Origin of the sequence: Sphingobacterium sp. UBA3549, assembly GCF_002376635.1 — a bacterium.
GTDB lineage: Bacteria > Bacteroidota > Bacteroidia > Sphingobacteriales > Sphingobacteriaceae > Sphingobacterium.
Genome location: NZ_DFOE01000006.1, coordinates 34,865 through 47,717 on the forward strand (window position 1 = coordinate 34,865; position 12,853 = coordinate 47,717).

A 12,853-nucleotide genomic window follows, 5' to 3' on the forward strand; every position below is an offset into this window, starting at 1 on the left:
CAACACAATCAGCAATTTCACAATGAAACGCAACATAAAACCATTAACACCTAATAAGCAACAACTTAAAAATAAAAACCATTTAAAATCAGCTACTAATTTCCACAGGACAGCCGTCAGAACTAGATGAGGAAATCATAGAATGCAAAGCGAAGAATAGCAAAAGCGACAAATAACAAGGTGCGAAAGAATATATTCAAAGAAAAAAAAGCGCTGCAAAAGAATAGGCTGTCCAACTTTGTTAGACAGCCCATTTTCATGAAATAATTCTAGTGGATAATAGAATTATTTTATGGCACCTAGGATCTCCTTTATTGCTCTTTCCAATTGCGGGTCTTTATTTTCCATCCGGTCCTGGACTGTATTTTTCACAAGTATATCCGGTGCAACTCCAGTTTGCTCGAGGTCCTGACCATCAAGGGTGTAACATCCCCAAGAAGGAAGTCGATAGTTTGATCCGTCAACTAAACCTTTTGCTGACGTAAAAATAATCCAACGATAGGTCTCGTTACCAATGATTTTACCCAGTTTTAATGCCTTAAAGCCCGCTGCGGTCATTTCTGCATCGCTCAAAGATTGCTCATTAATTAACAGGACAATCGGTTTGGCTGCCGGTGCAAAATTACTTTGTGGTGCACGCTTACCCCCACGATATTGCCATTGCAGGTAAGGACGCTGAGACAAGAACCTTAAAACTTCATCATGGACATTTCCTCCTGTATTATACCTTAAGTCTAAAATTATCCCCTGTTTATTGTTCTCCTGCTCGGCCATGTCAATCAAAAAGCGTTGCAATTCAGCATCAGACATGTTCTTCATATGGGAATAGGCAATCTTGCTACCGCTCAACTGGTCTACACGGCTTCGGTTATCTCTAATCCATTGGTCGTAGAGCAAATCTTTAAACGTTGTGCTGGAAACCGGACGAATGTTTGTCTGAACTTCCTTTCCCTTGCGATCGAAGGTCAATTGGATCTCTTCCTCCAAAGAAGGCCAGGTGAAATAATTATCGCGGTCGGCCTGCGTATTTAATTTTGTTCCGTTGATAGCAAGGAGGACATCCCCCTCTTGAATATCAACTTCCTTTTTTGCAGCCGGGCCATTTGCAACAATATAGCTAACCTTGTAAGGGTTAGTGGCATCATAAAGTACACCGATTTCATTCGTTACAAAACCAAACGGTTTACGTTCTTCCTGCCCAATTGAACTAAAACCCAAATGCGACGAATTCAGTTCACCCAACATATCATTTAATAGGATACGCAAATCTGTCCGATCGTTTATCCCTGGAAGATACTGTTCATACTTCTTCTTGACAGCTACCCAATCTACCCCATGAAAGTGACTATCGTAGTAATTTTCCTCCAGATTGGCCCATGTTTCATAAAACATTTGACTGAACTCCTTCTCGAGATCCCGATTGAATTTAAAACTCATTGTCACCGCATCAAGTTTATTCAGATCCAGGTTATATTTCTGAATTGTTCCTCTGTTCAAAACGAAGTACTTCCCTGAAGACGCTACAAATTGGCCAAAGCCTCCATCAGTGACTTTTTCTGTTTTAGCTGGCACAAATAATTCATAAACGGTCCGATAAGCACTATATTTTCCTTCGTGGTTGGAGGAATAGAACAAATAAGATTTATCGCCCTTTTGTACAACCAAAGGATTAAATTGCGTTCCAAATGCAGGGCTAACTTGTTCAATACGGTCACGCAAACCTTCTAAATCCAATTGAACCAAAACAGTTTTCTTTGCATCGCTGGCTGGACTCGCGACTGATTTAGGTTTTAATGTTGTATCTCTTTTTTCGGGTGTAACAAATAGTTCATCAAACTTTGTGCTACGATAAGGCTGATCAAAATTGGTCAAAGCCATCCGAAAAATACTTGAGTTTTGCATACCGGTGGGGTAGGATGGTTTGGTTCTGTTACTCGCAAAATAAATATATTTACCATCTGGAGACCAATATGGTGCTGCCTCTGTAACACCTGTATTTGTCAAATTAGTGGTTTGCTCATTTTTCAGGTTATACACAAAAATATCTTGTTCAAAATTACGTATAGCTGTAAATAAAAGATAGTTTCCATCAGGGGAAAATGAAGGTGAAGAATTTTGAAATGCCCAGATTTCGTCTCTAACCACTATTTCACTCTTCAAACTTGTCAAATCCAGTATACGAACTTCATCACGCCCGCTCAAGTATACAGCTTTTGTTTTATCTGCATTAAACGTAATGTCACGGTTGTTACGCAGATCTTTTGTCAATTGCTTTACCTCTCCTTTGCCGTCTGCTGCGCGTGAAAACCAATTTTGATACCCGAGATACGTTTGGTTATAGAGCAATGTTTTACTGTCTTTAAGCCACTTAACTTCCATAATACGTTCGCCCTGACTTGGCATCTGACGAACAAACTTTCCTTCGATATCCGACACAAACAATTCCCCGCGGGATACAAACGCCATTTTTTTTCCGTCCGGAGAAACGTCGAAATTACTGATGTTACCTGAAATGTTAAACTCCTTCAGCTTTCCTAAGACCTGGTTGCGGTTAAGAGCGATGCTAGGTTGCATCGTTTTCTTTGCATTGACATCGTAAATATAAAGTTGGTAACCCTTTTCAAATGCGATTTTACTACCGTCTGCTGCGACAAACGGGCGTTTGATTGATTCTGAGAAAGCCGTCAATTGGATCTTCGACGATCCTGCTATTTGATAGAGATTATACTCACCATTACTTTCATCGGACACATAGAATATGTTTCCTTTTTGGTCGACTGTTGGCCAAAAATCTTTACCAATATAATCGGTATACTGGTGAAAAACTTTTGTTTTGGGATTATAACTCTTAATATCTGGATTGAAAGCTCCTTTATAGCGTTTGCGGTTGGCTGAACTATAACCTTCCCAGCTGTCATTGAATAATAATTCGCCTGAGGGTGTTGGCACCACATTGCTGATATAATTAAAGATATGGGGAAACAATCTTGTTGCCGTTCCACCATTCAAAGCAACCTGAAAGGCACTCATTCTATTGTAACGGGATGAGGTAAAATAAAGTGATTTACTATCCCAGCTCCAGCTGTCCACTTCATCCGAAGCATCGTGGTAAGTAAGCTGACGAATATCTCCACCTGCCAGCGGCATCACATAGATGTCCATATTACCATTTTGATTGGCCGAGAATGCCAGCCATTTTCCATCCGGAGAAATGCGTGGATTGATCTCGTTTCCTTCCATTCCGGTCAACCGAACTGCAACACCGCCTTGACTCCCCACTTTCCAAAGGTCGCCTTCGTAGCTAAATACCATTTCTTTACCATCGGGACTTAGTGTCGGATGGGACAGAAATGTGGGTTGCTGGGCAATAACACAGGTTGTTCCAACATAGGCCAGTAGTATACTTAAAAATAGTTTTTTTATCATGTTATCTAGGAGGCTAATAATTGTTTGCCAATACAAAGGTAAAATTGGTAGCGAACAAACCACCATGAAATAAAGAAGATTTTTATCCGATCGTGTTTGAAATAAGCAAAAACAACTGTGCCGTATATAATTATCTTATGCTTAGACCAACAATAAAATAGGGGCATAATAACCCGCCTATCTCGAAATCCAAAAGTTTACGTATTTTTTGACTCAATATATTCTTTAATGAAATACTTATCCTTAACTTTGCACCCTCAAATCAGAAACTATGGACGCAACGTTAACTCACTCAGAAGAAGATCTTTATAAGAAGCGAAATCGTATAAGAATCGCGGTTTCACTTTTCTTTTTTTGCCAAGGAATTGCGTTTGCATCCTGGGCAAGTCGCATTCCAATTATTAAAGCACATCTTAACTTAAGTGAAGGGCAATTAGGTACCATATTATTAATGCTCCCTGTTGGGCAACTCGCTACGATGGCACTCTCAGGAAAGCTGGTCACAAAATATGGTAGCGCCAGTGTTTTACGCATTGTACCCATTGCCTATGCGCTGGTGTTATGTTCCATACCTTTTGCACAGAATGCTTGGCAATTGGGGGCTATATTGCTTCTATTCGGGGTAAGCGGTAATATGTGTAATATTTCGGTTAATACGCAAGGAGTAGCCACCGAACAGATCTTCAAAAAATCAATTATGACCTCTTTTCACGGCGCTTGGAGTATCGCAGGCTTTACTGGAGCTTTAGTCGGTTTATTGACGATGAACTTCGGACTGAATACGTTCTCCCATTTCTTACTCATATTAATAATTGTCATCGGGAATACGCTAATCAATCACAAGTATCTGGTGCCAGGAAAATCTCCCCAAAAGGAAAAACGCAGTTTCTTCGCTAAACCAGAAGGCGGACTACTTCAACTCGGTATTATTGGCTTTTTCAGTATGGCAACAGAGGGAGCAATGTTTGACTGGAGTGGGGTATATTTTAAAGAAATCGTACAAGCGCCCGAAAAATTTGTTGTCGTTGGATACGCTTCTTTTATGATCATGATGGCCACAGGTCGTTTTGTTGGCGATGCGGTCATCCGTAAATTAGGTCGAAAAAGAACGCTGCAATACAGTGGACTGTTAATGTTCATCGGAATGATGACCTCGGTTATTTACCCTGAATTTATCATCTGTACCTTAGCATTTATGTTGGTAGGTATAGGCGTAGCCTGCAACGTTCCTTCGATCTATAGCCTTGCCGGACAAAACAAAAATGTACCTTCAGGCGTAGCTTTAGCCATGGTTTCAAGCATCAGTTACCTAGGATTTTTAATGGGGCCACCTTTAATTGGCTATATTGCCGAAGCGTTTAGCCTGCGCTATTCCTACGGTATTTTTGCATGCTTCGGCCTTTTAATGTTTTTTATGGTAGGGCGACTCTCTTTATTTAAACAAACAAGCCCCGCCTAATTTTTCGAAGAAGCAGCTGATCGAAATTTCGATTTAAAACTTGACCTGAAGAAATCGTAGGCTAAATGACATGCGTTTACTTTTTAAAATATAGGGCATTGCCAGCAGATAAATGCAAGCCGTAACCGTGCCCAACATCGAGCCAAACCATACATCTATCACAAAATGCTGCCCCAAATACACACGCGAGTATGCAGTTAATGCCGCAAAAACAAAGGTAAGAATCCCAAAAGATCTATTTTTTGAGACAATTGCTATCGTGGCTGACATCGCAAAGGCTGAAGTTGTATGGCCTGAAGGAAACGAATTGAAGTAGGCTACAGGCAGCCAAGAGACGACATGGAATGTTGGATCTCCATGAAATACGCTGGCCGGCCTATCCACATGGAAAAGATTTTTAAGCATACAGCAGATGACGCCCGAAAAGATATATGTACCGAGTATAGCTCGAGCACAATTCCATTGCTGCATACAGCAGTAAGCAATAAAAACAGTGATAACAAAGAGACCATCCCCAAAATAGGTGTAAATAGTAAAGAGAATATCTGCCCAAAAAGCGTGGTGTGAGTTTATAAAATGAAACGAATCAACCTTGGGAACAAAAGCCACCAAAAAGGTCAATAGAAACACCCAAATGGAAAAGAAAACAAAAAAAGCAGGATTAGCTGCATATACCCTTCTAAATTGGTATACTAAAAATTTTCCCATTCAATCTATATTAAAGACAATGATAAAATTGTTGTATTATCATTTGATTATTCTAATATAGAAATATTATTAAAAATTGACAATTCTATTACGATTAAATTTTGATACCAAAATAAAAACCATATTAAACAAATAAAGCGATGGTAATCCATCGCTTTATTTGTTGTAGCCCCGAGCAGAATCGAACTGCTATCAAATGTTTAGGAAACATCTATTCTATCCGTTGAACTACGGGGCCATTTCAGAAGCCAAACTTAATCTTATTTTATAAATAAGTCAATAGTAAGTCTCAAATCGGGATATATTTTTTTCCTGAGGAAGGTCTTGACCTAAATGGACTAGCTTTACTCAAGCCATTGACGTTGGCTATTCCCAAAAACCTCATCAAAGAATTTCATGTAATCTGCAATAATTAACACGCAAACAAACTTAAAACTTATACGTTGAAATGGAATTTGGTAAAAAAGAAAAATGTGGAGGGAGAAGGATTCGAACCTTCGAAGCCGAAGCAACGGATTTACAGTCCGTCCCATTTGACCGCTCTGGAACCCCTCCAGCATTGTGTTGTTCTCAAATTGAACAGCGCAAAAGTAGGTTTTGATTTGCAAAACTGCAATTATTTAAGTTCATAATTTTGTAACTACCGCATTATTAATCTATTTATTTTTTATAAGGTATTCAATCGATCGCCTGATCATTGGATTAACGCATCATTATTATAATAAAAATTTATTGTTATAATCTAGTCATAATAGATTTTGACGATAGTGTATTGGCAAAATCAATTCGCTTTTTGGCCGAAGTTGCCGTATCTTTGTAGCAACAAAAAAAGAAAGATATATTATGAGTTTTACAGGTAAAAGTTTCCCAAGCATTACAGTAGATGCAATCGATTATTTAGGCGATAATTTACAAATTAACATTTTTGAAAAAGCAGTCAAAGAAGGTAAAAAAGTGCTTTTATTTTGGTATCCAAAAGACTTCACTTTCGTATGTCCTACTGAGTTACACGCTTTCCAAGAGGCAGCTGCCGAGTTTGAAAAACGCAATACAATCTTAATCGGAGCTTCTTGTGACACAAATGAAGTGCACTTCGCCTGGTTAAACACAGCAAAAGATAACGGCGGTATTGAAGGTGTTGAATACCCGATCTTAGCAGATACAAACCGTAACTTATCAAGTATATTGGGAATATTAGATGTTCAAGAAGTTGAACACCCTGAATACGGCACATTAGCACAAGGTTCTGCTGTCACTTACAGAGCAACCTATTTGATCGACGAAACTGGTCGCGTATTCCACGAGTCGGTAAACGATATGCCTTTAGGTCGTAACGTTAAAGAATATTTACGTCTGATCGATGCCTATGCACACGTACAAAAATTCGGTGAAGTATGTCCTGCAAATTGGGAAGAAGGTAAAGATGCCATGAACGCAGATAGAAAAGGTGTAGCTGACTATTTAGCGAAACACTAACAAAATACGAAGACGACAAGTCTCGTCAACAGGAGTCGCTCCTGATTCCTGTTGACTTCCATCAATCACCTTAATAATAAAATCATGTTACAAGAATTAGAAAACGATAATTTACAAGAAATTGTAAATAGCAACGATATTGTTATGGTTCAATATTCCGCTACCTGGTGTGGTAATTGCAAAATAATGAAACCAAAATTCAAAAAGTTAGCAGGCGAAAATGAAAGTGTGCCTTTTGTAATCGCTGATGCAGAAAAATTTCCTGAATCTCGCAAATTAGCAAACGTGAATAATTTACCAACTTTTGCTGCCTTTAAGAACGGTAAATTGGTTAATCAAGTACAAACAAATAAGTTGGACGCATTAGTAGAATTATTCAATGAAACTTCCAGTCATTAAGCATTTAACAGAATTCATCGAGCAAAATGATGTAGACTACGTCCTAGAGACCATAGAGACACTGGAAGCATTAACAGAGGCTCCTTTGAAAGATGAGGAACTAGACGTTCTTGGTGAATTGATTTCAAACCTTTATGGAGCGGTAGAGGTTGATAAATTAATTAAAGAAGGTCATTCCAAAAAAGACGCGTTAAATTTATTTATGAAACGTGTTCTTGGTGCCATTGATAAATAGCTTTTGCTTAAAAGTATGATTTTGAAACTTTCTTTAATGTGTCTAAATCTTTTTTGAACGTTTGAAGTATAGCGATGAATATCAATTCCAATTTGCCCAAACTATGAAGCAAATCTTACGACGTTGTTTAGATCGTATGAAGATAGCAGTCTGTCTATTAAACAATAAGTGTCGCGGTAATATAGTCGCTTAAGGTATGGTAACGATATATTATACATTTCCCAAAAGCTAAAATGTTGACAAAATTTAGCGATGTGGAAAACTAATTAAAGTAATCTGACAGAACTCAATATTTTCTACATATATTTACTATGTTAAAGGTTGCCACTTGGAGCGAAGCGACAAAATAACTATTCTCTAAAAATTCGTTTCAGGAAAAAATATTTTAATTGTTAAACGGAAATTCCAACTTGATTGGGATTTCCGTTTTTTTTATTCTGTGCTTATATTATCCGTTTAAGCATCGACGAATATGATTTTACAGCGCTTTTACGTATAACTGAAACCTACACTTTGTATTGGCCTAAGCCTAATCAGCATGATAACCTTTGCGCAATGGTATACATAGGGATCAATCAAACTTTAAAGACTTTCAATAAAATTACAATAATCAACAATCCGTTGTTAAGCAAAATCTTTATCTTTAAAAATGCGAAGACCTTTTATCTCTGTTATCATAATTTTGGCGGGTATCTTGTCAACTTCAAGCGTTAAAGCACAAAATCCACAGTGGGATGCTGCTGAAATAAAACTTAATCTGGAAAAACTTAACACATTGGGATCGGTACTCTATTTTGCGGCACACCCCGATGACGAGAATACCCGATTGATTGCATGGTTAGCCCAGGAAAAGAAATATAAGACAGCTTACTTATCGTTAACTAGAGGCGATGGGGGACAAAATCTGATCGGAACAGAACAGGGTATTGAGCTTGGCTTGATTCGAACGCAAGAATTACTGGCTGCTCGAAAAATTGATAAAGGTGAGCAATTTTTTTCTTCCGCCTATGACTTCGGATTCTCGAAAACACCAGAAGAAACTTTCGAATTTTGGGATAAAAAACGTGTTCTTGGAGAGGCCGTATGGATCATCCGAAAATTTAGGCCCGATGTAATTATTACACGTTTTCCTCCCGATTCAAGGGGGGGCCATGGCCATCATCAAGCTTCCGCTATTCTAGCGCAAGAAGCTTTTAAAGCCGCTGCAGATCCTAATCAATTTTCAGAACAACTTCAATTTGTAAGTCCTTGGCAGGCGAAACGTCTCCTTTGGAATACGGCTAATTTTGGCGGTCAAAACAATACCCGTGAAGATCAGTTAAAAATAGATATTGGAGATTATAATTCCCTATTAGGAGCCTCCTATGGCGAGATTGCTGCCCACAGCCGCTCTTCACACAAAAGTCAAGGCTTCGGGTCGGCAAGCCAACGCGGCTCATCAATTGAATATTTCGAATTCGTCGACGGTGTACCTGCAGAAAAGACACTGCTGGATAATGTAGACACTTCCTGGAAAAGAGTGAAAAACGGCAATAAAGTCCAACCCTTAATTGACCACATTAATCAGATATATCAAATTGATAAACCGGAATTGATCATCACAGAACTGATCAAACTATACAAAATACTGGATGAAATTGATGATGAATACTGGAAAACGGAGAAGAAAAAGGAAGTTGAAAAACTGATTCTTGCTTGTGGTGGAATTTGGTTCGAAAGTGTTGCCAGAAATTCATCCTATGCCTTGGGAGATGAGATAAAAGTGGATCATTCTATTATTGTCCGCCGTCCAAATATAACAGTTGAGCTGACTCAGCTAAACGGAAATAGCATTCATGACACACTGAAAACAAATAGGTTGCAAAAAGACACTATGCTTGTCATCGCCGATAGGACAACACAACCCTACTGGCTGATGGAACCGCATGGAAAAGGTAAATTTAATATCAGTGATTTCAATCTTACCGGATATCCCGAAAATCCTGATGCTCCAAGTGTATCTATTGAAATTCGGATCAATGGCCAGCCCATCATAATCAATCAGCTTATAAAGTATAAATACACCGACCCTGTCCGTGGTGAAATCTACAACCCGATCGTAATCCTACCACCATTAACGGCTAAAAGTTCGAGTTCTCTGGCGCTTACCCAAAATGCCCGAACGGTCAAAGTGAATCTGACTTTTCAGAAAAACGGACAAATAGTCGCTACTACATTTCATGTAAAACCCAACATACCAAAAGGCTGGGAAGTTTTACCAGCATCTTTTGATTTATCTTTTAAAGAAAGTGAACGTATAATCTCTAGGGAAATCAACATAAAACCATCCGATGCTACCCAATCTTCCATAGATACCCTTGGGTTTCTTTTGAATAATAAAGAACGCTTGAAAGAGATAAAGTCCATTGAGTACAACCATATACCTGATATCGTTTATTTCCCAGATGCGGCTATAAAAATGAGCAACATCAACCTGATCAACGACGTAAAGAACGTCGCATACATTCATGGGGCAGGGGATCTAATTCCTGAATCGCTTGTTGCCATTGGTATAAAAGTTGATGTGCTAAGTAACGAACAGGCGTTAAAAGCAGATCTTTCCACCTATGACGCTGTAATTTTTGGTGTACGGATATTCAACGTCAATAAACAGATTGCGCAGCTTCAAAACAAAGTACTTGCGTATGTGAAAATGGGGGGTACAGTTCTAGAACAATACAATGTAAATAACGGAATGATAGCAAAAAACTTTGGTCCCTTTCCTTTTAGTATTGGCAGAAGCCGGGTAACGGACGAAAAAGCAACAGTGCATTTTGATAAAAACGATCCTATTTTCAATTACCCAAACAAAATCAGCGAAGCTGACTTTCAACACTGGGTACAGGAACGGGGACTATATTTTGCCGAAGATATTGATAAAAGATATCGTACGCCTATTACCATGCAAGACCCGGGTGAGGCGCTACATAATGGATCATTACTAGTTGCACACTATGGAAAAGGTAAATTTGTTTATACATCTTTGTCTTTTTTCAGACAATTACCTGCAGGAATTCCCGGAGCTTACAGATTATTTGTAAATTTGTTATCAAAATCAAAATAATAGAATAATGGAAAATCAGATTGACAACAGCTGCACGACAATTGATGCTGGCAAAGCAAAAGGAATCATTCTTTTAGTTGCTGTAGTATTTGGTGCATTAATTGGATTCACTGCAAACGAGACATTTTTAAGCATCTTTGGAGGTGCCGCTGTCGGATTGATTATTGCCGCTATTTTTAATAGCGTCATCTATCCTCAGAAGCCTTCCGATAGATAACAACGATGAATAGCTGGAAACGTTTCTACTGGTTGGTCGTTATCTGGCTATTTGTATTCATCCTGTTTCTGTACATTTTCACGAACCACTATTCATGAGTACAGCAGATTGGATCGTTTTATTTCTGACACTCTTAGTTATTGTCGTGTATGGCGTTTACAAGAGTAGAGGCATAAAAAATATTGATGGATACCTTCTGGGTAATCGTTCTTTACCCTGGTATCACGTCGGATTGTCAGTAATGGCGACTCAAGCAAGCGCCATTACTTTCCTTTCTGCACCCGGACTAGCTTATTCTTCAGGAATGAGTTTCGTTCAATTCTATTTCGGCCTACCGCTGGCCATGATTGTCCTCTGCATAACATTTATCCCCATTTTTCATAAGCTGAAAGTATTTACAGCTTACGAATTTCTAGAAAAACGCTTTGATGTAAGGACTAGAGGCCTCACCGCTATTCTTTTCCTCATTCAACGCGGTATTTCAACGGGTATTACCATATTTGCTCCGGCGTTGATTATATCGACCATACTACATATTGACCTTACTTGGACGACCTTGGCCATAGGAAGTTTTGTTGTTATCTATACAACTTATGGCGGAACCAAAGCTGTATCTCATACGCAATTGCTCCAAATGAGCATTATTTTTGCGTCTTTACTTATTGCCGGGATATTGGTCATTCATCTGCTACCACAGGATATTGGCCTCTCAAAAGCACTGCATATAGCAGGAAAATCAGGGAAAACAAATGCGTTGGACTTTACTTTTGATCTGAACAATAACTATACAATTTGGACAGGGTTAATTGGAGGATTTTTTCTACAGCTTTCTTATTTCGGAACAGATCAGAGCCAAGTCGGAAGGTATTTAACTGGATTATCCATCAGAGAAAGCCGGATGGGATTAATTATGAATGGTTTATTAAAGATACCTATGCAATTTGCAATTCTCCTGATCGGAATCCTTGTATTTGCCTATTATCAGTTCCATCAACCGCCTATCTTTTTTAATCAAGTTGAAGTCAAAAACCTCAAGGAAAGCAAATACGCTCCTGAGTATCAAATCTTCGAACAGAAACATAACGAACTGTTTAAAGCGCGTGAGTCTGCTGTTCAGCAGCTTAATACAGCCTTAGAGCAAGATGACAAAAAAAGTATTGTTCATGCTCGCACAGCATTGGGCCAACTAAATGCGGAAATGCAGCAGGTTAAAGACCGAACCATAGACTTGATTAAAAAAAACAATCCCAGTGCGGAAACGAACGACAATAATTATGTGTTTCTGTCTTTCGTAACGACTGTATTTCCCAAAGGGTTAATCGGGCTGCTAATAGCAGTTATCTTTCTTGCATCAATGGGATCAACCGCAAGCGCTATTAATTCATTAGCTTCCACAACGACAATTGATATCTACAAAAGATTCATTAACCGTAGATCATCTGAAAGACAAGATCTGCTGTGGTCTCGTCTATTTACCCTGATTTGGGGCATATTTACTATCCTGGTAGCCTTATATGCAAATAGGTTGGGTAATCTTCTCGAAGCAGTCAATATCTTAGGTTCCTTATTCTATGGGACGATCCTAGGTATTTTTATTGTAGCCTTCTATATGAGAAAAATCAGGGGAAAAGCAGTTTTTATTGCCGCCATACTTTCAGAAGTGATCGTGATTGGTATTTGGTTAATGGATAAAATACCGTTTCTATGGTTAAATCTTATTGGCTGTCTCGCCGTCATGCTGATCGCTTATCTCCTACAGCTGGGCGTAAAAAAAAGCGCATTGGTAGATGATAAAATTCAATCCTAATAAAACGAAAAGTACGATTGTAC

At 38.7% G+C, this 12,853-nt stretch carries 9 protein-coding genes and 2 tRNA genes; 7 read left to right on the forward strand and 4 right to left on the reverse strand.

Features of this window, described 5'->3' with window-relative positions; genetic code table 11:
• Positions 1-285: 285 nt before the first annotated feature.
• Positions 286-3,426, reverse strand: a complete 3,141-nt coding sequence (locus B2W36_RS03775; RefSeq protein ID WP_293886480.1) for a S41 family peptidase — start codon at positions 3,424-3,426, stop codon at positions 286-288.
• 271 nt (positions 3,427-3,697) lie between these two features.
• Here B2W36_RS03775 and B2W36_RS03780 point away from each other — a divergent pair, with 271 nt between their 5' ends.
• Positions 3,698-4,885: an MFS transporter gene (locus tag B2W36_RS03780; protein WP_293880302.1), complete on the forward strand. Its 1,188-nt coding sequence runs from the start codon at positions 3,698-3,700 to the stop codon at positions 4,883-4,885.
• A gap of 33 nt (positions 4,886-4,918) precedes the next feature.
• Here the strand turns inward: B2W36_RS03780 and B2W36_RS03785 are convergent, their stop codons facing one another.
• The 3 genes from B2W36_RS03785 to B2W36_RS03795 all read right to left on the reverse strand — a co-directional run bounded on the left by B2W36_RS03785 (position 4,919) and on the right by B2W36_RS03795 (position 6,148).
• Positions 4,919-5,593 carry a phosphatase PAP2 family protein gene (locus tag B2W36_RS03785; RefSeq protein ID WP_293886481.1) on the reverse strand — a complete coding sequence of 225 codons (675 nt, stop codon included), beginning with the start codon at positions 5,591-5,593 and terminating at the stop codon, positions 4,919-4,921.
• A gap of 166 nt (positions 5,594-5,759) precedes the next feature.
• Positions 5,760-5,831: transfer RNA gene (locus B2W36_RS03790), tRNA-Arg, on the reverse strand.
• Between the two features lie 236 nt (positions 5,832-6,067).
• Positions 6,068-6,148: transfer RNA gene (locus B2W36_RS03795), tRNA-Tyr, on the reverse strand.
• Positions 6,149-6,436: 288 nt separating this feature from the next.
• On the opposite strand from B2W36_RS03795, the gene B2W36_RS03800 reads away from it, so the two are divergent.
• The 6 genes from B2W36_RS03800 to B2W36_RS03825 all read left to right on the forward strand — a co-directional run bounded on the left by B2W36_RS03800 (position 6,437) and on the right by B2W36_RS03825 (position 12,830).
• The gene (locus tag B2W36_RS03800) at positions 6,437-7,069 is read left to right on the forward strand and encodes a peroxiredoxin (protein ID WP_293880298.1); all 633 of its coding nucleotides are present in this window, start codon (positions 6,437-6,439) and stop codon (positions 7,067-7,069) included.
• Positions 7,070-7,153: 84 nt separating this feature from the next.
• Positions 7,154-7,468 (forward strand): thioredoxin family protein, encoded by a 315-nt coding sequence (locus B2W36_RS03805; protein ID WP_293886482.1) that lies wholly within the window; start codon positions 7,154-7,156, stop codon positions 7,466-7,468.
• A complete protein-coding gene (locus tag B2W36_RS03810; protein WP_209576910.1) occupies positions 7,449-7,703 on the forward strand; it encodes a DUF6952 family protein in 255 nt (84 codons plus the stop codon). The genes B2W36_RS03805 and B2W36_RS03810 overlap by 20 nt, the downstream gene beginning before the upstream one ends.
• Positions 7,704-8,352: 649 nt before the next feature.
• A complete protein-coding gene (locus B2W36_RS03815) occupies positions 8,353-10,806 on the forward strand; it encodes a PIG-L family deacetylase (RefSeq protein ID WP_293886483.1) in 2,454 nt (817 codons plus the stop codon).
• A gap of 7 nt (positions 10,807-10,813) precedes the next feature.
• On the forward strand, positions 10,814-11,023 hold the full coding sequence (locus tag B2W36_RS03820; RefSeq protein WP_075990403.1) for a hypothetical protein: 210 nt from the start codon (positions 10,814-10,816) through the stop codon (positions 11,021-11,023).
• A gap of 94 nt (positions 11,024-11,117) precedes the next feature.
• On the forward strand, positions 11,118-12,830 hold the full coding sequence (locus B2W36_RS03825) for a sodium:solute symporter (RefSeq protein WP_293886484.1): 1,713 nt from the start codon (positions 11,118-11,120) through the stop codon (positions 12,828-12,830).
• Positions 12,831-12,853: the final 23 nt, after the last annotated feature.

What these genes read in the sequence shown, in the direction of transcription:
- B2W36_RS03785 (WP_293886481.1), bottom strand. Translation starts at nt 5,593, where the DNA reads ATGGGAAAATTTTTAGTATACCAATTTAGAAGGGTATATGCAGCTAAT.
- B2W36_RS03825 (WP_293886484.1), top strand. Translation starts at nt 11,118, where the DNA reads ATGAGTACAGCAGATTGGATCGTTTTATTTCTGACACTCTTAGTTATT.
- B2W36_RS03775 (WP_293886480.1), bottom strand. Translation starts at nt 3,426, where the DNA reads ATGATAAAAAAACTATTTTTAAGTATACTACTGGCCTATGTTGGAACA.
- B2W36_RS03810 (WP_209576910.1), top strand. Translation starts at nt 7,449, where the DNA reads ATGAAACTTCCAGTCATTAAGCATTTAACAGAATTCATCGAGCAAAAT.
- B2W36_RS03805 (WP_293886482.1), top strand. Translation starts at nt 7,154, where the DNA reads ATGTTACAAGAATTAGAAAACGATAATTTACAAGAAATTGTAAATAGC.
- B2W36_RS03800 (WP_293880298.1), top strand. Translation starts at nt 6,437, where the DNA reads ATGAGTTTTACAGGTAAAAGTTTCCCAAGCATTACAGTAGATGCAATC.
- B2W36_RS03820 (WP_075990403.1), top strand. Translation starts at nt 10,814, where the DNA reads ATGGAAAATCAGATTGACAACAGCTGCACGACAATTGATGCTGGCAAA.
- B2W36_RS03815 (WP_293886483.1), top strand. Translation starts at nt 8,353, where the DNA reads ATGCGAAGACCTTTTATCTCTGTTATCATAATTTTGGCGGGTATCTTG.
- B2W36_RS03780 (WP_293880302.1), top strand. Translation starts at nt 3,698, where the DNA reads ATGGACGCAACGTTAACTCACTCAGAAGAAGATCTTTATAAGAAGCGA.